This window comes from Heyndrickxia sp. FSL K6-6286, from assembly GCF_038630395.1.
GTDB lineage: Bacteria > Bacillota > Bacilli > Bacillales > Bacillaceae_C > Heyndrickxia > Heyndrickxia oleronia.
Genome location: NZ_CP152029.1, coordinates 37501 through 58920, shown reverse-complemented (window position 1 = coordinate 58920; position 21420 = coordinate 37501). Strand labels below are relative to the sequence as shown.

The window sequence follows — 21420 nt, the reverse complement described above, 5'->3', positions numbered from 1 at the left end:
ATCAAGGCTCTTTTCTCAGGCATTGTTGCTATTTGAGGCAAGTTTAACTAATAACTATCGGCTGAAGACCACTACACTTTTCATTTCTCTGAGAAAAGAGCTGCAATCTTCATAAGAACTGATGAATCATTATTAGGAGTAAAAGCGGGCAGTTGGGCTTTTACAAAAACAACACATTATACGAAAACAGCCTCAAAGAGGTATAAGGACAAAAAAAAGAGACCCATTAAAAGTCCCTTTTCAAAATTTATCAATCAAATAATGTACTTACTGATAGCTCCTCATGAACTCGGATAATTGCTTCTCCAAGTAAAGGTGCGATCGAAAGCTCTACCACTTTGTCAGATTTTTTCTCTTCAGCTAAAGCGATAGAATTGGTCACAACAAGTTCTTTAATTTTTGAATTATCAATTCGTTCGATTGCCGGACCTGAAAGAACTGGGTGAGTACAACTCGCGTATACCTCTTTTGCCCCATTTTCAACTAAAGCATTAGCAGCTAAAGTAATGGTTCCAGCAGTATCAATAATATCATCAATTAAAATAGCGATTTTCCCTTCGATATTCCCAACTATATTCATAACCTCAGCAACATTTGGTCTTGGTCGACGTTTGTCAATAATGGCAATAGGCGCCTTTAGACGTTCTGCCATTTTACGCGCACGTGTCACACCGCCATGATCTGGGGAAACAATCACAATTTCATCATTAAAGTTCTTCTTTTTAAAGTAATCAGCTAAAATAGGTACACCCATTAAGTGATCAATTGGAATATCAAAAAATCCTTGAATTTGTGGAGCATGTAAATCTAATGTAATTACTCTTGTTGCTCCAGCAGTTTCAATTAAGTTCGCTACTAATTTCGCAGTAATAGGTTCCCTTGCTCTTGCTTTACGATCTTGTCGTGCATATCCATAATACGGCATAACAATATTAATCGTTTTAGCAGATGCACGTTTTAGTGCGTCAATCATGATTAGAAGTTCCATCAAGCTTTCATTAACAGGAGCACTCGTTGGTTGTACCACATATACATCACACCCACGAATACTTTCTTCAATATTGATTTGAATTTCCCCGTCACTAAATCTTGTAACTGAGCATTTTCCAAGTTCTACTCCAACAACTTTTGCAATTTCTTCTGCTAATTTATGATTTGAATTTAGACTAAATATTTTCAAGTTAGGATCGAGATACTGGTTCGACATGATGGACCTCCAATTATTGATTGTGTTTTAGTTTATTTACATAGTTTTCTTTATTCACTTGTCGTGCACGTGCAATGGATAATGCTTCACCTGGAACATCTTCTGTAATCGTAGAGCCTGCTGCTATATAAGCACTTTTTCCGATTGTCACAGGGGCTACTAAATTAGAATTACATCCTATGAACACATCATCTTCTATTTTAGTTAAATATTTATTTTTCCCATCATAGTTCACAGTAATAGAGCCACATCCAATATTTACATTAGATCCAACTTCTGCATCTCCAATATAACTTAAGTGAGATGCCTTACTACCTTTACCGAAATGGGTCTTCTTAATTTCCACGAAATTACCAATCTTCACTTCATCTTCAATTTTTGAATCTGGTCGAATATGTGCGAATGGACCAACTTGAACTTTTGACCCAATCAAGCTATTATGCGTGACCGATTGTCGTATAGTAGTTTGATGACCAATTACGCAGTCTTTAATTTCTGAATTTGGGCCTATAATACAATCTTCGCCAATTTGGGTCACTCCTGAAATAAATACACCAGGATAAATAACTGTATCTGCCCCAATTACTACATCCGTTTCAATATAGGTTTGTTCCGGGTCAATAAGGGAAACACCATTTCTCATATGGTGTTCATTAATGCGCTTTCTCATTATCTTTTCTGCTTTCGAAAGTGCAATTCGATCATTCACGCCTAATGTTTCATCCATATCTTTTGTTTGATAGGCTGAAATTACTTCGCCTTGTGCTTTTAATATTTCAATAACGTCTGGTAAATAATATTCACCTTGTACATTATCATTAGAGACTTGCTTTAATGCTTTAAATAATTCTTTATTGTCAAAACAGAATACGCCTGTATTTATTTCGTTTATCGTTCTTTCTTTTTCAGTCGCATCTTTATGTTCAACGATTCTCTCAACAAATCCTTCATCATTTCGAATGATACGCCCGTATCCTTCTGGTTGATCTGTGTATGCTGTTAAAATAGTTGCCTTTGCCTTTTGTTCGACATGATGTTTCATTAGCGCTTCCATTGTCTCAGCTTGAATCAGAGGCGTATCACCACATACTACCAGTGTAACTCCCTCTTCATTGGCCAATTCACTATCGGCTTGCATCACCGCGTGAGCCGTTCCAAGTTGTTGTTCTTGTAACGCAAAAGATGTTTTCCCATCTAATTTAGCTTTTACTAATTCAGCTCCGTGGCCGATAATTGTCACCATTTTATTGACATGTAATTTACCAATTTGATCGACTACATGTTCAACCATTGGCTTTCCACATACAGGATGAAGTACCTTATAAAGCTTTGACTTCATGCGAGTTCCTTGGCCTGCAGCTAAAACAACAGCAAATCGATTAGTCATATTTGGTCCCCCAATAAACCTTTTTATCCATAACAAAATATAACGTAATTTACGTATGATTTCAAGGTAAGCTGAAGATATACATAGATTTGTCAACTATATGTGAATATTTTCTTATTTCATATAACAATCATGTATGTATAAAAAAGTGAGGTTTTCGAAAGAATTTGCTTTAGTAAAATCCTTACTTAACCGTTGTTACACCTATAAACGCGCTTCAGTGGTTCTTATGAAGAAGAAATGAAAGGGGGGTCTTCAACCTATTTTTTAAATTTAAACTTTCACTAAATAAAATTAATTTTTGAGAAAAAGAGCCGAAAAAAAGAGCCTTACTTCTTGGAGTAGGCTCTTGCTGCTTTTATTCTATTAGGAAGCTCCGGCTTCTTCAAACTCGACTTCCTCTAACTCTCCTAATCGGTGATACTCCGCCAATACAGATTCTTGAATTTTGCTTCTAGTATTGGAATTAATTGGATGAGCAATATCTCTAAACTCTCCATCTGGAGTGCGTTTACTTGGCATTGCAACAAATAATCCATTATTCCCATCAATTACTCGGATATCGTGAACAACAAATTCATTATCCAATGTAATAGAAGCAATCGCTCTCATTCGCCCCTCTGTATTAACACGGCGTAATCTTACATCTGTTACTTCCATCCTATTCACCACCTTTTTGCATAGATAGAATCTAGTTAAAGTATTCAACAGATTTTGATATATTCCTTCTTAAATTGTAAAATTTTTTAAATAATTAATAGGACTCTTGTATTTCCTAGTAAATCAAATCATATATTAATCATTTATTGACCAACAGAAATCAAAATATACGTATTTTTAAAACTTTTGCAGCTATGCTTTCCTACTTTGCTGTCATACATAAGAGAAAGTTAGAAACAAAAACAGGTTCATTTTTAAAAAAGTTAATTCATAAAAACAATGTTGGAGTGCAGAACAAAAAAAGACTATCAAATGACAGTCTTTTAAATGTTTATTTAACTAATGCAATAACCTCTATTTCTATTTGAACGTCCTTAGGAAGTCTCGATACTTCTACACAGGATCTTGCTGGCTTATGCTCAGAAAAATATTCTCCATAAATTTCATTTATAATTGAAAAATCATCCATATTTTTTATAAATACGGTGGCTTTCACTACTGTCTCTAAAGAGGCGCCTGCTTCATGTAATACAGCTTTAATATTTTTAAATACTTGATGTGTTTGGTCTTTTATATCATCAGAAATAAGTTTCCCTTCTTCAGTTAAAGGGATTTGACCAGAACTATAAAAAACATTATTTACGACAATTCCTTGTGAATATGGTCCGATTGCTGCTGGTGCTTTTTTTGTAGATACGACTCTCATTAAAAATCCCCCTTGGATTGTAAAAAGTAATTTCCCTCTACCACTCTGATCTTTTTCTCTTTCACATCTACATCCATTAGTTTAACCAGTGATACATAATCATCCACTAATCTTTCTTCTGCTTCCTCGGACTCTAATAGAACGGCAATCCCTGCTAATGTAGCATTAAACTCTTCTAAAAGATTCACCATACCATTAACAGTCCCTCCAGCTTTCATAAAGTCATCAACAATGAGAACCCTTGCTCCCTCATTTAAACTTCTTTTAGAAAGAACCATCGTCTGAATTCTTTTCGAGGATCCAGAAACATAATTAATACTAACTGTTGAGCCTTCAGTTACTTTACTATCCCTTCTAACGATGACGACAGGTACATTTAAATAGGACGCGGCTGCATGTGCAATAGGAATCCCTTTGGTTGCTACTGTCATAATAACATCTATATCTTTATTCGCAAATGATGAAGCAAGTAACTTTCCAACTTTACTTACGATTTGAGGGTTTCCTATCAAATCAGTTAAGTATAAATAACCGCCAGGCAGAAGCCTTTCGGGGTCTGCAATTAATTGGCAAAGCTCTGCAATTATTTCCCTAGCAGCTTCCTCTTTCATATGTGATATATATTTTACTCCACCTGCTGCGCCGGGAATGGTCTGAAGCGTCCCTATTCCCTGCCTTTCAAAGGTTTCCTTTATGATTGCTAAATCTTCGCTAATGGATGACTTCGCTGACTCATATCTTTCAGAAAAGAAAGTTAACGAAACAAGCTCCTTTGGGCGCTCAAGTAAATAATGTGTCATATCAATTAATCTTTCACTACGACGAAACTTCATATTACACCCCCCTTTACATAAATTCCCGAATAATTATTAATAATATATCACCAATGTACGGATTATGTCCATTAGTCTAAAACTAACTATTAACTATATGGAAAAGCGGCGATGCACCATTCAATTTACACATTGTTCGTTGCTTTTCAAAATAATCCTCTATTCATTCAGTAAAACGGTCACCTAACATTCGAACTGCAAAAACCTGATCACAAAATCCTCTAAGGCCATTGTATATTCGTTGAAGGCGCGAATCGTATTGAACAAGACCAAATACAGTTGGTCCACTCCCACTCATTAGGACAGCGTCAGCACCAAACCTAAACATTTGCTCCTTAATATGTTGTACCTCAGGATGCATTTTCAATGTTACACTTTCTAAAGCATTCCCAATTTCCTTACATACCGATTGATAATTCCCTTGTTGAATCGCTTGGATCATCGCTTGGGAATTCGGATGTTGGATCGATTCTAAATTTAGATTCCGATAAACATCTGCCGTTGATACTCCAATGGATGGCTTTGCTAAAATAACCCAGCAATTAGGCGGTGCAGGTAAGTGAGTTATTTTTTCTCCTCTTCCTTTTGCCAAGGCTGTTCCACCATACACACAAAAGGAAACATCAGAGCCGATTTCCGATCCAATCTCTGCAATTTCATCTAAAGTTAAGCCCAAGTTCCAAAGTTTATTTAAACCACGTAATGTGGCAGCAGCATCACTACTTCCACCAGCTAAGCCAGCAGCAACCGGGATCATTTTATCAATAGTAATTGAAACACCTTGGTTAATATGGAATTTCTCCTTAAGAACCTTTGCTGCTTGAAATGCTAAGTTACGTTGATCATCTGGAACAAATCTATTTTGAGAAATGATACGAATCTCACCGTCTGTTGTTTCTGACAATCCGATTCTGTCAGAAAGATCGATTGTGGTCATAATCATTTCGACTTCATGATATCCGTCCGAACGCTTATTTAAAACATCTAAGGTTAAATTTATTTTCGCCGGTGCTTTAATAAAAATCGTCAACAGTTTCACCCACTTTAATCCGACATTTGATTTTTGACTTAAGTACTTTCTGGTGTTAAGCTCGGAAGCTTTCCAAATATATTAAGTTACTTTCTCTGTTCTTATAAGTTTGTACTATTTTACCACAAACAATAATTGCCATATAACCTCTTCACAAATATTGTATTTTACCACTATCAATGAATATATGGAAGATGTATCTGTAAATATATTGTTTATAAACTAATAATCAGTGATATCAGGATTAATGGAACCGTTCAATCTTAAGAATATTAAAAAAGACCGAGAGATAGCCCCGGTCTTTTCGGCATGTAATTGTTTTATTCCATGAGCTTGAACCTGTCATTAGGAATGTCGATTATTGGCAAGCTGTTGTTGCGCGATTTCGATCGCTCGCTTCACCATATTTCCAGCATCTTTTGCCTTAATACCGCCCCATCCTTCTTGCTGAACGACATCATAAAAACCTAATTCCTTAGCTAATTCTTCTTTTAGCTGACTAGACATAATTCCTTTTCTTCTGCCCACTTTGAATAACCTCCTTAAACATACCTTATACATAGTATGTTCAAGCAAAAGGCTATTTATCGACTCATTTCATTTTAAATAAACGCAGTATAAAAGGGCATAAAAAACAAAAAGCAGTAAACGCATTGTCTACTGCTGCCCTAATACTATATTTCCTGTTGTTTCATCATAGAAGGTTAATTGGACCGTTTCAGTAAGCACATCTGCATAGCTGTAGGAAACACGTTCAAATGAGTTTTCCTCTTGATCTAATTCGATGACAAAAACTGATGGATAAGTTTCTGCCAAAATACCCGAACGTTCAATGGTTTTTCTTCGTCCACCATTAGCTTTCAACATTAATCTTTTTCCAAGATTTGAATCAAGGGATCTCTTAATGTCAGTTAATGTCTTTGGCATTTCGCTCCACCTCACTATGTATTAGTATAGCACAATATGTAAAAAAGGTCAAATATAAATTATTTATTTTATCAGTCAAAGGAATGTACTGTCAATACTTTTCATTCAACAAAATGACCGTTTTTTTTACAAATTTAGTTTTACCAACAAACTGAATAATATGTAGATAAACTATATTATTTAAAAAATGTTTATTACATAGGGGTTAACAGCCTGTTTATCTTGTATAAATTTCGCATTCATCAATTAAAATATAATAAATCGAAGAGGCTCGAGTCGTGTTGATTTATCGTGGAAAAAAATGAAGTTCGTTTGCAGATGATCAGAGGCTAATCACTTAACTTTGATAGCTACATTAAAATTAATATTTTTTCATAAGAAAAAAGCTCTAATGAATATTCATTAGAAGCCTTCTTCACTATTCTTCCATGACAGGCTTATATGGCATTCCCGTGCGCAAGACCCCTTTTGTCTCAATTCCTCCCAACCCCTTTTCACCAGTTAATGTATTACGTAAAACATCCCACACATTTATTGGTTCCATAAAGGATGTATAACTAATTTTAGCTACTATATAAACCGGATCAAGTGCATGAATATTAACTCTTAGTGGGGAGCTTGCAAAATTAGCCCCTACTTGAATTAATGATTCAAAATGAGATTGGCATGCTCCTGCAAAAATAATTAATTGGTCCAAATGAGGTACCTTTTTTCTTGCTTCGATCACCGTTTTAACGAAATATTTAGAATGTCTATATGCGTTTATATCTGCCTTTTTTCCTTTTGATTTTGAATAGGAATCATGTCCTGTAATTACTAAAATATCCGGCCTATATTTATCAATTAATGGCCCGATTTGATTTGGCATATCCTTTTCATAACAGTGGATTCCATAAACTTTTATTCCTATTTTTTCATAAAGTTCGATACATTTTTTTAAGTAATTAGGATCTCCATCAAGATGTAAAACGCGTCCTGGAATGTGAAAATAGCTAAAATCCTGATTATATCCATTTGTTGCATTGTATTCATGCCTATGTCGTAATAATTCAATATCTTGTTGGAATAACTCAAAAGATTGTGCTTCTAATGAACGAAATTCCCTAGAAATCTTCGACCTTTCCTCTGAATCAATCATTACTAAGTCTTCAAAGGGAGCATCTGCGATTAATCGATAGTCCTCACCATATAAAATAGCTGTTTCTTTGCCATCTTTATTAATAATATCAATCACTCTAAATAAAAGATCACATTGATATGATTTTCTTCCCACGATTGAATTGATTTTTACACCCATGAGTTTTCAACTCCAATGTAAAGCAAAATAGTCTTTTTACTTCTAACATTAGGCTATGCATCACACATAGAATAGGTGAAAGGGGACTATTAGTAAAATTCCAACTGTTAAATTTACTAATAGCCCCCCTTTTAAAGGTATTTATTTATTTATAATAGGATAGAGAGCATTACTTAGTGCGGCGAACTCTTCAATAGAAAGTGTCTCGCCTCTTCTGCCAGGATCAATTCCAATTTGTCCTAATGCCTCAAGAATTTCCTCTTTAGCCCCTTTGCCGTTTGGCAACTGACTTGTAAGATTATTTAAAAGTGTTTTCCTTCTTTGTGCAAAAGAAGCTCGTGTCACTTGGAAGAAGAACTCCTCATCATCAACGTCAACAATTGGTTCATCATGTAATGTTAAGCGTATAACTGCAGAATCTACATTTGGCTGTGGCATAAATACCGTCTTAGGAACTACCATTACAGTTTCAGCTTTCGTATAATATTGAATAGCAATCGACAAGGAACCATATTCTTTTGTGCCAGGTTTCGCACTTATTCGATCAGCTACTTCCTTTTGGAGCATAACAACAATTCCTCTAAGAGGGAGCCTTTTCGTTAAAAGCTGTGTAATAATCGGTGTTGTTACGTAATATGGAAGATTGGCAACAACCATAATATCCTTAATATCTTTAAATTCTGTTTCTATTAGTCCTTGTACATCTGCCTTTAAAATATCTTGATGAACAACTTTTACATTATCGTATGGGGATAATGTGTCCTCCAATATCGGAAGTAAACGTTGGTCTATTTCAAACGCTAATACCTTTTTGCTGCTTCTGGCTAAATGCTCTGTCAACGCTCCAATACCAGGTCCGATTTCTATGGAGCCAGTCTCCTTGGTTAAACCAGCACTTTCTGTAATATTTCTTAATATATTAGGGTCAATTAAAAAGTTCTGACCTAAGCTTTTTTTAAACGAAAATCCATATTTTTTTAATATTTCCTTTGTTCTCATCGGGGTAGCAATATCTTTATGCATTCTTTTCCTCCTGTAGGACTATTTCAATTGCAGAAGCAAAATCCTCTTTACTAATTTGAAACATCATTAATCGCTTATGAAGCTGCTTTCCATTTGTATATCCTATTTTTAATAGTTCACCTAAGCGTTCTCTTCTAGCCTTTGATTGAGGAAAGCCTATTAACCCGGCAGTAATCAAATCTTCCTTCGTAATCACCTCTATAATATCCTCTTCCATCGTATGAGCATCCTTTAATGCCTCGCGAATAGCATCTGGACTAGCATGTTCAACACCAATTCCCCTGCCAGACGTTGGTCTTGCATCCTTTTTTTTAATGAAGGCATGCTTACAACCTGGCACATGATCAGATACGATTTTTCTAATCTTCTCACCTGGAAAATCAGGATCTGTAAAAATAATGACCCCTCTTGTGTCCTGAGCTAGTCGAACCTTTTCAATTGTTTCCTTTGAAACGGCGGACCCATTTGTTTCAATTGTATCTGCATCAACGGCTCTTTTAATGGCCGTGGTATCATCTCTACCCTCTACAACGATAATTTCTTTTATTTTCATTTTTCCTCCAAAATAGTGAAACATTTTTGTAACATTATTCGTCTTATATTATAAACCACCTATATTATAATTGTATTATACAGATACACACATCAAAAAAACAAAAAACAGAGGGAAGACCCTCTGCATCTAATTCAGTATTTTAATTTTAACTCGTTTTCTTCCCCAATTATAGGCTTGTGACTTATTGGAGAAAAAAACATCAATTTTTTGACCTTTCATTGCACCACCAGTATCTGCTGCAATGGCATAACCATAGCCTTCAACATATACTTTTGTTCCAAGTGGTATAAAATTAGGATCTACCGCAATTATTTTCATGTTTGGATTGGCACGTAAATTAATACCTGTAGCTGTACGTCCTGAACATCCATTACACTCTGCTGTATAAGCGGTCGATGTTACATAATATTCTTTACCACCTTCAGGTTCACCTCTAGAAACCTGGGCTGTTAATACTTTTGTTCCAACTAAAACAACCTTTTCCTTACTTTCCTTTAAGGTTTTTTCAGTTAGTAATTTTCGATTAACTTCTTTTCCGTTTTCCTTCGTTACTTCATACGTTTTATGAACGATGCCATTTTCACCATGCTGTACTACTTTTTCTTGCCCTTTAAGTAAGGTAGAGTCCTTTTTAGTAGTTATAGCATATTGAATAGGTTCTTCCACTACATCGCTGACTTTTTTAACTCTGATCACTTTAATTACATCTTCTGGACTAACTTTATGTTTTAGATCCGGCTTTGTACGGTCTAATTCTTCAAGTTTGACTCCCTGTTGCTTTAAAAAGTCAGCGACCGTAGTCGAAGTTGACCAAACCTTTTTCTTCTCGCCACCATCATTTAGTGTTAAGGAAAAAGCCTTTGCAATATCTATTTTCATATTTTTGGTAATATCTTGATTTAGTCCTGGATTTACTTGATCATACTTTCCAATTTTAATCTTTTCATTTTCAAGTAAGTCCCTTATTGTATTTTCTGTCGTCCAAACCGATCGTTCCTTACCGTCAATCGCTAGATGGACTTTTTTAGCTGGTTTCCAGACAAAAGACAATTGATCTGTTACCTTAGTATCTTTTGGTAATGACAAATAATCCTCTGAGTGTAAATGAATATCTAAATCGTCTAAAATATCTCCAATCGTATTCGAGTGTGTCCTAATAACTTTTTTCTTCCCATCCATTGTCATAGCAACAGTTTTTTTCGTAGTTTCATAGGCAGTAAACGCTAAAACCCCTGCAAAAACTATGGAACTAGAAATAACAATAGTGAGTCTTTTACTACTCATTGTCCTGGAAAACAGGCTTTTCACATGCTTTAAATTCATGAAAATGAAACGCCTCCTTCTCTCCGTGAGATTATATAGACTATCTTGTCTACTGTCAACCTAATAGACTTTTAGAAATGTATTGCCTATTATGCATAACATTTCCAAAAATGAAAAGGGAGACTTATCGACATCGTTATCCTATGAGAAAGAAAAGACTTGTAGAACTTTAAGTTTTTCAAAAAATATTAGACAAGCTCCCTTGGCATTCGACACCTTTAGATATCACATTATGCCGAATAATTTATTTGCATTTAAGGATGTTTGCTTAGCCACTTCCTCAAAAGATATTCCCTTTATTTCTGCAATCTGTTCAGCAACTAATTTTACATATGCAGGTTCATTTCTTTTACCTCTATAAGGATGTGGAGCTAAATAGGGACAATCTGTTTCAATTAAAAGGCGATCTAAAGGAATTTCTAATGCAACTTCTTTTGGTTTTTTCGCATTTTTAAATGTAACAGGACCACCTAACGAAATATAGAAGTTCATGTTAATGCATTCTCTAGCTATTTCAGGGCTTCCACTAAAGCAATGCATAATTCCACCAACTTCTTGTGCATCCTCTTCTTTTAGAATATCTACAATATCTTGAGTTGCTTCACGATTATGAATAACAATTGGTAATTTCACCTTTTTGGCTAATCTAATTTGTTTACGAAATACTTCCTTTTGTATCTCCTTTGGTGACTTATCCCAATGATAGTCTAAACCCATTTCTCCTAACGCAACAACTTTAGGATGTTTAGTTAATTCTTCTATCCAGATAAGGTCCTCATCTGTCATATCAATGGCATCAACTGGATGCCATCCAATACTGGCGTAAAGAAAATCATAGGTTTCAATAAGCTCCATTGCTCTATTAATCGTTGGTCGATCAAATCCAACAACAACCATCTTCTTTACTCCCGCATTTTGTGCGTTTTGGATGACTTCTTTTAAATCCAGATCATATTGCGAATCATTAAGATGAACATGTGTATCGAATAACATTTATACTAACTCCTTATCCAATATAATTTTATTATAAAAATCCTACACAAGCTTTGCATTCATTTAACATTTACATTACATTTTTTTAAATACATTTTCCTATTAACTATTTGTGAAAAATATAACTTTTTTACCAGTTAATTTCGACATTATTTTGCCATTGTTCAACCTAAAAATAGTGTTATAACTACCCATTTATTCCTCTAATGATTAAAATAACCACTCTATAAAAGAAAATTTATATACTAATTGACCAAAATTATTTGTACCTAGCATTATAACTCTATACTGGAATAATGCGAAAAAGAAAATAACATAGAGGATCACGTCGAAAATTGTTCCACGTGAAACATCTCTATGTTATACTAGCCAATATTTTTTAGAGTTAAGCTTTTATATTATTACAATTACTTTACAATTGCACCATTTGGAAGGCTTTGATCGATACTAGCAAGAGATAATTGGCCGTCTTTTGATCCAGCCAGGATCATTCCTTGTGATAGTTCACCTCTTAATTTTACTGGCTTTAAGTTTGTTACACAAATTACCTTTTGACCTACCAATTCTTCTGGTTTATAGTATTGTGCGATTCCAGAAACTACTTGACGTTTCTCATATCCTAAATCTAATTGTAACTTTAGCAATTTATCTGCTTTTTTAACGGGTTCTGCATGAATTACTTCTGCAACACGAAGTTCAACCTTCATAAAATCATCAATAGTTATTTCACTTTTTTCTTCCAACTTTTCAGTTTCCATTTCTTTTTTCTCACTTTTAACAGGTTCCCCTGCCATTTTTTGCTTAATGTATTCTACTTCTACGTCAATTTCTAATCGTGGGAAAATTGGTTCCCCTTTCTTTACCACTTTTGTACCTGATGGGATGGAACCAAATTTATTAAGACTCTCCCAATTTTTTAATTCATCATCTTTAATACTTAATTGTTCAAATATATTCGTCGGTGTTTTGGTTAAAAATGGTTGAAGTAAAACAGCAACTATACGTAAAGACTCCGCTAAATGGACCATGACAGAAGATAGTTCTGCTTGTTTCTCCTCATCCTTAGCTAAAACCCAAGGGCTTGTCTCATCAATATATTTGTTTGTTCTACTAATTAACTCCCAAACAGATGCTAAAGCAACCGAGAATTCCATTTTTTCCATTGCTTCTTCATACTTTTGGATCGTCTCCATATTAACTGTGACCAATTCTTCATCAAAGGAATTAATAGGTCCATTATACGTTGGGATTTCACCATCAAAATATTTATTAATCATAGCTACTGTTCGATTAAGAAGATTACCTAAGTCATTGGCTAAATCAAAATTAATTCGTTCAACAAAGCCTTCTGGTGTAAATACTCCATCTGAACCAAATGGCACTTCCCTTAACAAGTAATAACGCAATGAATCCAACCCATATCGATCAATCAAGGTAACTGGATCTACTACATTTCCTTTTGATTTAGACATCTTTCCGTCTTTCATTAATAACCATCCATGTGCAAATACCTTCTTTGGTAATGGTAAGTCTAAAGCCATTAACATGATTGGCCAATAAATTGTGTGGAAACGGACAATTTCTTTACCAACTAAGTGTACATCTGCTGGCCAATACTTTTGGTACTTTGTATCATCGCTTGTTCCATACCCTAATGCCGTAATATAGTTTGAAAGTGCATCAATCCAAACATAGATAACATGTTTTGGATTACCTGGAACCTTAACACCCCAATCAAATGTAGTACGTGAAACAGCTAAATCCTCAAGACCCGGTTTAATAAAATTATTAATCATTTCATTTTTTCTTGATTCAGGCTGGATAAATTCAGGATTCTCTTCATAAAACTTTAAAAGGCGGTCAACATATTTACTCATTTTAAAGAAATAGGATTCTTCTTTTACCTTTTCAACAGGTCTACCACAGTCTGGGCAATTTCCGTTGACTAATTGGCGTTCTGTAAAAAATGATTCACAAGGTGTACAATACCATCCTTCATATTGATCTAAATAAATATCCCCCTGCTCTACCAATCGCTGAAATATTTTTTCTACTACCTCTTTATGTCGATTCTGAGTTGTACGAATAAAATCATCATAAGATATATCCAATTTATTCCATAAATCTTGAATTCCTGCGACAATATTATCTACATAGGCCTGTGGTGTTATCCCTTCTTCTTCAGCCTTACGTTGTATTTTTTGGCCATGTTCATCTGTTCCTGTTAAGTACATTACATCATAGCCACGAAGCCGCTTATACCGCGCCATTGCATCCCCAGCTACAGTTGTATACGCGTGTCCGATATGTAAATTCCCACTTGGATAATAAATCGGTGTTGTAATATAAAATGTTTTATCCTTCTCCATTACCTGTCCCACCTTATAAAATATTTTCTAATACATTTTCATGTCTCAATAGTAAGTTTAGCACCTTTGGCATTCTAAATGTCTTAATTGAAATGGAAATAAAAAGAAATTGTAAAAATTATTACGTTATTCTTGCTATATACTAATAAAAACTAGTTCAAGAAAAGTGCCTAAAAAAAATACTCTCACCCAATGGACGAGAGCTTATTAATGCCAATTTGGGCAAACAATATACATTTCCTTACCTAAAGACATCATAGCCTCTTATATCATCAAAATATACATAAATTTTTGCTTTTCTGCAACTTTCCTACTTATATAAGTAAATTTTAAAATGAAAGTGTATAGTAAAAAGGTAGGAAATTTGTCGAAAATTATTTTTGACTTTTTAAGATTTGTAAAAAAATAGATTTTTATTCGCCGAGGAATAAATGGTAATTTTTTCTTCAATGAAGAAAAACCCTTATATATCAAGTAGTTTCAGTGTTTTTTAGAATGAAACTAGAGTGAAAATAATTATTGACGAATATGGGAATCGTTGGTATGATAGATTCAGTTAATGAAAAATATGTCGAAAAATGACGATAAAGATAAATTACAATAGGAGGAGAAACAAAAAATGAAATCTACTGGTATTGTTCGTAAGGTTGATGAACTAGGTCGTGTAGTTATTCCTATCGAACTTAGACGTACACTTGGTATTGCTGAAAAAGACGCATTAGAAATATATGTAGATGATGAAAAAATCATTTTAAAAAAATATAAGCCTAGCATGACTTGTCATATTACTGGAGACGTTTCTGATGATAATGTTCAATTAGCAGGCGGAAAATTAGTACTTAGCCGTGAAGGTGCAGACCAATTAATTAAGGAAATCCAAGCTGCTTTCCATAAGGAGTAGTTAATAGTTTCTTGATATTAAAAGGCATCTCCTATTTATATTAGAGATGCCTTTTCTTTGTTTTATTTTATTCATTTATTACTCTTGATGAAATGTTTGATAAACTTCTCTTTTTGGTAAATTTCTCTCTTTTGCAACTTGTTTAATCGCTTCCTTTGAAGTTAATTTTTTCTGGTCCATATAATGGTTTACATGGTCAATCATGCTTATTTCTGTCCACCAAGGTTCCTGTTCATTCTCCATACTTTCATGATTTCCCTCTACAACTATACAAAATTCCCCACGAACTTCATTAGCTTCAAACCACTTAATGATTTCATCTATAGTGCCTCTTAAAAACTCTTCAAATTTCTTTGTTAACTCTCGACAAAGCACAATATTTCTATTTCCAAGTACTTCACTCATTGCTTTTAATGTTTCCTTTAATCGGTGAGGAGCTTCATATAATATAAACGTTTCAGTTTTATTGTTTAAATTTTCTAATTCAGCTCTTCTTTCCTTCTTATTCCTTGATAAAAATCCATAAAAATAAAACGGTTGTGGATTAATTCCAGAGGCAATTAATGCAGTTAAGGCAGCATTAGCTCCAGGTAAGGGAACAACTGTAATGTTTTCTTCTAATACTTGAACAACTAATTCATAGCCCGGGTCCGATATTGATGGCATTCCAGCATCACTGACTAATGCTACTTTTTCTCCTAAAAGCAACTTAGAAATAAGATTCTTTGCACTGATTTCCTTATTATGTTCATGATAACTTGTAATAGGTGTTTGTATATCAAAATAATGACAGAGCTTTTTCGTGTTTCGAGTATCTTCGGCAGCAATGATATGAGCTTCCTTCAATATTCGGACCGCACGATATGTCATATCTTCTAAATTTCCTATCGGTGTGGGTACAAGATACAGAATTCCTTTACTTTTATCATTAACAAAGCTTTTTTGTACTTGCATCTTTATCCCTCCTTTTTGTCATATTCAATAGCATTTCCAAATAACATCTCTTCGACTTCTTCACTATACTGATTTTCTGCTTTGTAAATATATAATGGTGGTAATACCTTTAAATCTTTACTGCCGTCCTTAATTCCTTCTACCAGTATTGTATTTGCCTCTTTTCCATACCTTGGATATACAAATCGCAGACGTTTCGGCTCTATACGATATTTTCTCATTAACATTAAGATATCTAATAGTCTTCCCGGTCTATGTACAAATGCTGCCTTTCCACCCTGACGCAATAATTTGCTACTAACCTGAATAGCATCCTCAAGCGTACATAATATTTCATGTCTCGCAATAGCCAGATGCTCATTTATATTTTTTTCGCTTTTTGGTGGTGTCACAAAATAAGGTGGATTACATGTAACCACATCAAATTTACCTTTTCCTAGCTTTTCAGGCATTTCTTTAATATCTCCATGAATCATGTTGATTTGATTCTCTAAGTGATTATAAGAAATACTTCGTACTGCCATATCGTAAAGTCTTTCCTGAATCTCGACCCCTATAATATTAGCTTTTGTTCGGTTACTTATTAATAATGGAATCACACCATTCCCGGAGCATAGATCGATTACCCTTCCCTTCTGGATGGGAAGATAAGCAAATCTCGCTAGCAAAACTGCGTCTAAAGAAAAAGAAAATACCGACGGACTTTGAATAATTCGTAATTTCTCAGCAAGCAAATAGTCCAATCGCTCATCATCTCTTAACTCAACCATTACTCTACCTCCATATTAAGAAAAGGATTTCCAGCTTGATAGCACCTTTCTAACAGAGTGCATAATCACTAATATCTCACTTAAAAAGCCTTCCCAAATTTAAGGAAGGCCACTCTTTTTCTCACTATTCCTATTGTACTATTATACCTACTTCTATATCATTGTTCTTATTTTTTATTTAAAAACGAGAGGCAAAATAAACAATCTTCATCTTTTCGAGGGCTTCCAAAATGAACATTACAAATATGAAATCCCTCTTGATATAGTCTTGCTAAGTTATCATAACCTTCGCCTATGTCAAAGTCTTTATGATTAGAATCAGCTTGATCTTCTTTTCTACTATTTTTTTGTATCGCCACATCCTGGATTATGGCATATTCTCCATTATCCAACCGGCGACGTAAATATTCATTTTCTATTTTTAATGAATTATTTTCTTCAATCATCTCGGCTAAGTTTTTTTTCAACTCACCTAACTGCTGATATAAGTTTCCAATTTGGACTTCCATATTACTGACTGAATCGAAGAACTCTTTTTTATCCATTAACTCCACCTCTACTCCGTGGCTTGGATCGATATGGCATCTTCACTTAATAATTCATCCATCGTAAACTCTAGGACACGTTCTTCTAATTGTACTTGTAAAACACGTTCAAGAATATTGAGTCCAATGACCTTGCCCAATCCTAAAGGTGTTCCTACTGTTTCACCCACATCAGGCAAAAATTCCTTAGCGGATTCATATTCATCATTTTCGTATTTAAGACAGCACATGAGTCTACCACATAGTCCGGAAATTTTTGTTGGATTTAAAGAAAGGTTTTGATCCTTTGCCATTTTAATAGATACTGGTTCAAAATCGCCAAGGAACGTAGAACAACATAGCATTCTGCCACATGGACCAATACCACCAAGCATCTTTGCCTCATCCCTAACACCAATCTGCCGCAACTCAATTCTCGTACGAAAAATAGCGGCTAAATCTTTTACAAGGTCACGAAAATCTACACGACCATCTGCGGTAAAATAAAAAATTACTTTATTACGATCAAATGTATATTCTACATCCACTAGCTTCATATCGAGCTGGTGTTCAATAATTTTGTCACAACAAACCTGATAAGCTTCAATTGCAGCTTCTTTATTTTCATCCACGATCAAATGGTCCTTTTGATCCGCAATTCGAATGACCTTTTTTAATGGAAGAACTACATCATGCTCCTCTACTATCTTTTGGTCCATAACTACCTTACCAAACTCAACGCCTCTGACTGTTTCCACAATAACGGAGTCATCTTTCTGAATTGAGAGACCATCCGGATCAAAATAATAAACCTTACCGGCCTTTTTAAATCTTACACCTACTACATTAAACAAAGGTAGATCCCCCCTGCAAATTTAAGACAAGCTGTTCCATCAATAAATGAGGATTCATATTTCCTTGTAACTTTCTTTTTGCCTCTAAAATAGCTGACATCTTTTCAGCTATTTTTGTCGGTGAATTTTGAAGCATATCTACCTCAAATTGCCTCCGTTGATCTGGATAGATTAATTGTTTGTCTCTTCCTAGCTGTAATGTAAGAAGATCTTTATAAATAAATAACAAAAGATCAAGCCCTCGATCTATTTGATTTTTTTCCTTAAAATGATTATACCAGTCCTCTTGTAATTCAACCATGGCAAATAATGAGCCTTTACCGAGGACTTCATATAATTTTAACACTATTTTTCGGGCTTGTGCAAACCACTCATCACGATCAAGCTGAATTGCTTCATTTAGATCATTTGTGAGGTTGGCTAATAAAGGAGCGGTAGAAGGAGAAATACCTTCTTCAATTAGTTTTTTTTCTAAGTGATTCAATGAAAATGGTTGAAAGGAGACGATCTGGCATCTCGAAAGAATGGTTGGCAAAATTTGTTGCACTTGCTCAGTAATTAGTATAGCTGTTGTTTCTGAGTTTGGTTCTTCCAGGAACTTCAACAAGCTGTTTGCCGCATTGGTTGTCATCTTATCTGCATGTACTAGAGTATAAAGCTTTTGTTTAGACTCAACTCCTGATTTGCTAAATTCCTGTTGTAAGTTTTTTATTTGATCTTTTTTTATTGATAATCCATCTGGTTCAAGTACGTGAACATCGGGGTGGCTTTGATGATTAATTCTTTTACAGTTGCTGCACTGTTCGCATGGATTTATTCCGTCTATTAGATTAAGACAAAATAGACTCTTAGCAAATAACACACTTACCTCTTTCTTTCCCAGTCCATGTTCTCCCTCAAATAGATAGGCATGTGCAACACGATTACGCAATATACTATTTTTTAACACTTTAGCTGCTAGTGGTTGAACTTTCTCCAGTTCATCCCAAGATAACGTCAATCTAAATCACTCTCTTACGTATATATATTTAAAATTAGTCCCTTGATTTCTCCAATCTTTCCTAAAATATCTATTTGAGTTTTATCCTTTTTAATATAATCTTCGGTTAATTCCACTAAATGTTTATCAATTTGTTCAACAATACTTAATTTTCGGCCCTCACCATATTGATTCCATGTATGAGATTGTTTTAAGTTCATACCAAAATCAACTGTTTCTTTAATAAACCTTTTTACGAGGTTTTTATACTTTGTTAAATCTTTAAACGTTCGTGAGCGAGATAAACGCTCACCAGCTTGATCAATCTCAGATATTAATTTATTTAATTGTTCTATTTGTAACTTTTCATCTTGTTTATGAATGATTTCAGTAAATTTAATATTACTGGAGTTTGAACCTTTTTGATCAGGGCGTTTATTATCCAAACCCAATCGTAAATCTTGGTTTATTTTCAACATTTATACCTCCGTTAAAATTGCTCAAATCGCTCAACTGGAAGTACAAATACGGTTGCTCCACCAACTTCTACTTCCACTGGGTATGGGATATATGAATCTGCATTCCCTCCCATTGGTGATACAGGTGCCATAAGCTGTTCACGGGATTGGCAGTTATCTTTAATAACCTGCATAGCCTTTTCAACACGTATATCTTCTGTACCTATCATAATAGTAGTATTTCCTGATTTTAAAAACCCACCAGTACTCGCTAGCTTTGTTACTCTAAAATTATGTTCAACCATGGCGTTCATTAAACGTGTACTATCCTGATCCTGCACAACAGCTAGAATTAGTTTCATAAAACTCCCCTCCCAATATATTTAATAAAATCAGTCAGTTATTACTCTTTTTGTTATTATATCATTTATTATATATGTATTTGAGTATATCCCTAAATAATCCTTTAAAAAACATAAAAGCCCTAAGGAAAAATATACCTTAAGGCTTGTTGTTTATTAAATCCTCTATTTTGGATTTCACTGCACTATATACTTTATCTAATGATTGGCCAGCATCTACTTCATATATCCGTTCAGGAAATTTATCTAATAATAGTTTAAATCCTTCTCGAACTTTTGTATGGAAATCCATCGTTTCTAAATCTAAACGATTCACTTCTCTTCCCTGATTATCAGATATTCTTTTTAAACCAACTTCAACATCTACATCAAAAAAAATCGTTAAATTTGGCATTAGATCCTGTGTAGCAAATCGATTTATAGAGTATACCTCTTCAATTCCTAGCCCCCTAGCATAGCCTTGATAAACTAAGGAACTGTCTATAAAACGATCGCATAGTACAATAGCTCCATCATTTAATGCTGGGATAACCTTTTCAACCAAGTGCTGTCTTCTTGCAGCTGCATATAAAAGTGCCTCAGTACGGTAATCCATTTCTGTATTTTCTTTATTCAATAAAATTGTTCTTATTTGTTCAGCGATATTGATTCCGCCTGGCTCCCTAGTCATTACAATTTTATATCCCTTTTGCTTTAGCGCTGTTCCCAAGTTATTTAACACAGTTGTTTTTCCAGCACCTTCTGGCCCTTCTGCAGTAATAAATAATCCTTCCAAAATAATAACCTCCAACATCCAATTCAAATACTCATACTATATTCATTAGTATTTACACTCTTCATCTACATAGACTAAAATTTCCCTATTTGTTAATCGCTCAATTTCACCTTGAAACCTAGCATTTAAAGTTAATAATTTATCTAATACTTCTATCGTTTCATCTGTTATGCATTCTCCTGGTAATGTAAGTGGAATCCCCGGTGGATAAGGAATAATCATTTTTGCCGCAATTCGATTAACTGCATGTTTAAAAGGAACCCATTCATACGACCTATCTTCCATTTCACTAAACGGAATTGCCAACTGGCTGATTTTATTCTTTATATCTACCATTTTATTATCAGCATTATTATTATTTAGTTTAGGTTTTTTAATTACCTCTTTCATTTTCTCGAATGCTTCTATGTATATAAATTCCGCTCCCTTTTTTAACAATGGTAATACCATTACCACTTGATGCGGATCAGCCATTTCAGTATATACCCCTTCCTCCTCTAATAACTCTTGGAACTGAAATCCCGAATATCCA

General features: G+C 34.4%; 24 protein-coding genes (1 of these 24 only partly in view). 1 reads left to right on the top strand and 23 read right to left on the bottom strand.

What is annotated here, in order from left to right; all coding sequences use genetic code 11:
• Nucleotides 1–250: 250 nt before the first annotated feature.
• From MHI39_RS00300 to metG, 14 genes are all read right to left on the bottom strand, one after another.
• A complete protein-coding gene (locus MHI39_RS00300; RefSeq protein ID WP_058006090.1) occupies nucleotides 251–1207 on the bottom strand; it encodes a ribose-phosphate diphosphokinase in 957 nt (318 codons plus the stop codon).
• A gap of 13 nt (nucleotides 1208–1220) precedes the next feature.
• The gene (gene glmU, locus MHI39_RS00295) at nucleotides 1221–2594 is read right to left on the bottom strand and encodes a bifunctional UDP-N-acetylglucosamine diphosphorylase/glucosamine-1-phosphate N-acetyltransferase GlmU (RefSeq protein WP_071977242.1); all 1374 of its coding nucleotides are present in this window, start codon (nucleotides 2592–2594) and stop codon (nucleotides 1221–1223) included.
• Nucleotides 2595–2960: 366 nt separating this feature from the next.
• Nucleotides 2961–3254 (bottom strand): septation regulator SpoVG, encoded by a 294-nt coding sequence (gene spoVG, locus MHI39_RS00290; protein ID WP_058006092.1) that lies wholly within the window; start codon nucleotides 3252–3254, stop codon nucleotides 2961–2963.
• 331 nt (nucleotides 3255–3585) lie between these two features.
• Complete coding sequence (locus tag MHI39_RS00285) at nucleotides 3586–3960, bottom strand: RidA family protein (protein WP_058006093.1); 375 nt, start codon at nucleotides 3958–3960, stop codon at nucleotides 3586–3588.
• The gene (purR, locus tag MHI39_RS00280; RefSeq protein ID WP_058006094.1) at nucleotides 3960–4793 is read right to left on the bottom strand and encodes a pur operon repressor; all 834 of its coding nucleotides are present in this window, start codon (nucleotides 4791–4793) and stop codon (nucleotides 3960–3962) included. The genes MHI39_RS00285 and purR overlap by 1 nt, the downstream gene beginning before the upstream one ends.
• A gap of 163 nt (nucleotides 4794–4956) precedes the next feature.
• Nucleotides 4957–5823, bottom strand: a complete 867-nt coding sequence (gene ispE / locus MHI39_RS00275) for a 4-(cytidine 5'-diphospho)-2-C-methyl-D-erythritol kinase (RefSeq protein ID WP_280618878.1) — start codon at nucleotides 5821–5823, stop codon at nucleotides 4957–4959.
• Nucleotides 5824–6168: 345 nt separating this feature from the next.
• Nucleotides 6169–6351: a small, acid-soluble spore protein, alpha/beta type gene (locus MHI39_RS00270; protein WP_180213732.1), complete on the bottom strand. Its 183-nt coding sequence runs from the start codon at nucleotides 6349–6351 to the stop codon at nucleotides 6169–6171.
• Between the two features lie 129 nt (nucleotides 6352–6480).
• The gene (locus MHI39_RS00265) at nucleotides 6481–6750 is read right to left on the bottom strand and encodes a Veg family protein (protein WP_071977244.1); all 270 of its coding nucleotides are present in this window, start codon (nucleotides 6748–6750) and stop codon (nucleotides 6481–6483) included.
• Nucleotides 6751–7168: 418 nt separating this feature from the next.
• The gene (gene yabG / locus MHI39_RS00260) at nucleotides 7169–8047 is read right to left on the bottom strand and encodes a sporulation peptidase YabG (protein WP_180213731.1); all 879 of its coding nucleotides are present in this window, start codon (nucleotides 8045–8047) and stop codon (nucleotides 7169–7171) included.
• Nucleotides 8048–8188: 141 nt separating this feature from the next.
• The gene (gene rsmA, locus MHI39_RS00255; RefSeq protein WP_058006098.1) at nucleotides 8189–9070 is read right to left on the bottom strand and encodes a 16S rRNA (adenine(1518)-N(6)/adenine(1519)-N(6))-dimethyltransferase RsmA; all 882 of its coding nucleotides are present in this window, start codon (nucleotides 9068–9070) and stop codon (nucleotides 8189–8191) included.
• A complete protein-coding gene (gene rnmV / locus MHI39_RS00250) occupies nucleotides 9063–9623 on the bottom strand; it encodes a ribonuclease M5 (RefSeq protein ID WP_342540495.1) in 561 nt (186 codons plus the stop codon). Before rnmV ends, rsmA begins: the two co-directional genes overlap by 8 nt.
• Before the next feature lie 129 nt (nucleotides 9624–9752).
• Nucleotides 9753–10949: a G5 and 3D domain-containing protein gene (locus tag MHI39_RS00245; protein ID WP_058006099.1), complete on the bottom strand. Its 1197-nt coding sequence runs from the start codon at nucleotides 10947–10949 to the stop codon at nucleotides 9753–9755.
• A 225-nt stretch (nucleotides 10950–11174) separates the two neighbouring features.
• Nucleotides 11175–11942 (bottom strand): TatD family hydrolase, encoded by a 768-nt coding sequence (locus MHI39_RS00240; protein ID WP_071977245.1) that lies wholly within the window; start codon nucleotides 11940–11942, stop codon nucleotides 11175–11177.
• Between the two features lie 407 nt (nucleotides 11943–12349).
• Nucleotides 12350–14311, bottom strand: coding sequence for a methionine--tRNA ligase (gene metG, locus MHI39_RS00235; protein ID WP_058006101.1), 1962 nt, complete (start codon nucleotides 14309–14311; stop codon nucleotides 12350–12352).
• A gap of 619 nt (nucleotides 14312–14930) precedes the next feature.
• Here metG and MHI39_RS00230 point away from each other — a divergent pair.
• Nucleotides 14931–15212: an AbrB/MazE/SpoVT family DNA-binding domain-containing protein gene (locus MHI39_RS00230; RefSeq protein WP_058006102.1), complete on the top strand. Its 282-nt coding sequence runs from the start codon at nucleotides 14931–14933 to the stop codon at nucleotides 15210–15212.
• A 78-nt stretch (nucleotides 15213–15290) separates the two neighbouring features.
• Here MHI39_RS00230 and rsmI read toward each other — a convergent pair whose 3' ends face one another.
• The 9 genes from rsmI to MHI39_RS00185 form a co-directional block, all read right to left on the bottom strand.
• On the bottom strand, nucleotides 15291–16166 hold the full coding sequence (gene rsmI / locus MHI39_RS00225) for a 16S rRNA (cytidine(1402)-2'-O)-methyltransferase (protein WP_071977246.1): 876 nt from the start codon (nucleotides 16164–16166) through the stop codon (nucleotides 15291–15293).
• A gap of 2 nt (nucleotides 16167–16168) precedes the next feature.
• A complete protein-coding gene (locus tag MHI39_RS00220; RefSeq protein ID WP_078111241.1) occupies nucleotides 16169–16936 on the bottom strand; it encodes a tRNA1(Val) (adenine(37)-N6)-methyltransferase in 768 nt (255 codons plus the stop codon).
• Nucleotides 16937–17103: 167 nt separating this feature from the next.
• A complete protein-coding gene (yabA, locus tag MHI39_RS00215) occupies nucleotides 17104–17481 on the bottom strand; it encodes a DNA replication initiation control protein YabA (protein ID WP_078111242.1) in 378 nt (125 codons plus the stop codon).
• Between the two features lie 11 nt (nucleotides 17482–17492).
• Complete coding sequence (locus tag MHI39_RS00210; protein WP_078111243.1) at nucleotides 17493–18314, bottom strand: stage 0 sporulation family protein; 822 nt, start codon at nucleotides 18312–18314, stop codon at nucleotides 17493–17495.
• Nucleotides 18307–19314: a DNA polymerase III subunit delta' gene (gene holB, locus MHI39_RS00205; RefSeq protein ID WP_259548568.1), complete on the bottom strand. Its 1008-nt coding sequence runs from the start codon at nucleotides 19312–19314 to the stop codon at nucleotides 18307–18309. The genes MHI39_RS00210 and holB overlap by 8 nt, the downstream gene beginning before the upstream one ends.
• 14 nt (nucleotides 19315–19328) lie before the next feature.
• Entirely contained in the window at nucleotides 19329–19769 is a 441-nt protein-coding gene (locus MHI39_RS00200) for a YaaR family protein (protein ID WP_058006118.1), read from the bottom strand.
• 14 nt (nucleotides 19770–19783) lie between these two features.
• Nucleotides 19784–20113, bottom strand: coding sequence for a cyclic-di-AMP receptor (locus MHI39_RS00195; RefSeq protein WP_058006108.1), 330 nt, complete (start codon nucleotides 20111–20113; stop codon nucleotides 19784–19786).
• Nucleotides 20114–20252: 139 nt separating this feature from the next.
• Nucleotides 20253–20888, bottom strand: a complete 636-nt coding sequence (tmk, locus tag MHI39_RS00190) for a dTMP kinase (RefSeq protein WP_342540494.1) — start codon at nucleotides 20886–20888, stop codon at nucleotides 20253–20255.
• 45 nt (nucleotides 20889–20933) lie between these two features.
• On the bottom strand, nucleotides 20934–21420 hold the 3' end of the coding sequence (locus tag MHI39_RS00185) for an aminotransferase class V-fold PLP-dependent enzyme (RefSeq protein ID WP_342540493.1). It continues 962 nt past the right edge of the window; 487 of the gene's 1449 nt are visible here — the last part of the coding sequence; its start codon lies off the right edge, out of view — the gene reads right to left on this strand; its stop codon occupies nucleotides 20934–20936.

What these genes read in the sequence shown, in the direction of transcription:
- purR (WP_058006094.1), bottom strand. Translation starts at nt 4,793, where the DNA reads ATGAAGTTTCGTCGTAGTGAAAGATTAATTGATATGACACATTATTTA.
- MHI39_RS00245 (WP_058006099.1), bottom strand. Translation starts at nt 10,949, where the DNA reads ATGAATTTAAAGCATGTGAAAAGCCTGTTTTCCAGGACAATGAGTAGT.
- metG (WP_058006101.1), bottom strand. Translation starts at nt 14,311, where the DNA reads ATGGAGAAGGATAAAACATTTTATATTACAACACCGATTTATTATCCA.
- MHI39_RS00300 (WP_058006090.1), bottom strand. Translation starts at nt 1,207, where the DNA reads ATGTCGAACCAGTATCTCGATCCTAACTTGAAAATATTTAGTCTAAAT.
- MHI39_RS00220 (WP_078111241.1), bottom strand. Translation starts at nt 16,936, where the DNA reads ATGGTTGAGTTAAGAGATGATGAGCGATTGGACTATTTGCTTGCTGAG.
- yabA (WP_078111242.1), bottom strand. Translation starts at nt 17,481, where the DNA reads ATGGATAAAAAAGAGTTCTTCGATTCAGTCAGTAATATGGAAGTCCAA.
- spoVG (WP_058006092.1), bottom strand. Translation starts at nt 3,254, where the DNA reads ATGGAAGTAACAGATGTAAGATTACGCCGTGTTAATACAGAGGGGCGA.
- rsmA (WP_058006098.1), bottom strand. Translation starts at nt 9,070, where the DNA reads ATGCATAAAGATATTGCTACCCCGATGAGAACAAAGGAAATATTAAAA.
- glmU (WP_071977242.1), bottom strand. Translation starts at nt 2,594, where the DNA reads ATGACTAATCGATTTGCTGTTGTTTTAGCTGCAGGCCAAGGAACTCGC.
- MHI39_RS00240 (WP_071977245.1), bottom strand. Translation starts at nt 11,942, where the DNA reads ATGTTATTCGATACACATGTTCATCTTAATGATTCGCAATATGATCTG.
- rnmV (WP_342540495.1), bottom strand. Translation starts at nt 9,623, where the DNA reads ATGAAAATAAAAGAAATTATCGTTGTAGAGGGTAGAGATGATACCACG.
- MHI39_RS00265 (WP_071977244.1), bottom strand. Translation starts at nt 6,750, where the DNA reads ATGCCAAAGACATTAACTGACATTAAGAGATCCCTTGATTCAAATCTT.
- MHI39_RS00230 (WP_058006102.1), top strand. Translation starts at nt 14,931, where the DNA reads ATGAAATCTACTGGTATTGTTCGTAAGGTTGATGAACTAGGTCGTGTA.
- rsmI (WP_071977246.1), bottom strand. Translation starts at nt 16,166, where the DNA reads ATGCAAGTACAAAAAAGCTTTGTTAATGATAAAAGTAAAGGAATTCTG.
- MHI39_RS00285 (WP_058006093.1), bottom strand. Translation starts at nt 3,960, where the DNA reads ATGAGAGTCGTATCTACAAAAAAAGCACCAGCAGCAATCGGACCATAT.
- MHI39_RS00195 (WP_058006108.1), bottom strand. Translation starts at nt 20,113, where the DNA reads ATGAAACTAATTCTAGCTGTTGTGCAGGATCAGGATAGTACACGTTTA.
- yabG (WP_180213731.1), bottom strand. Translation starts at nt 8,047, where the DNA reads ATGGGTGTAAAAATCAATTCAATCGTGGGAAGAAAATCATATCAATGT.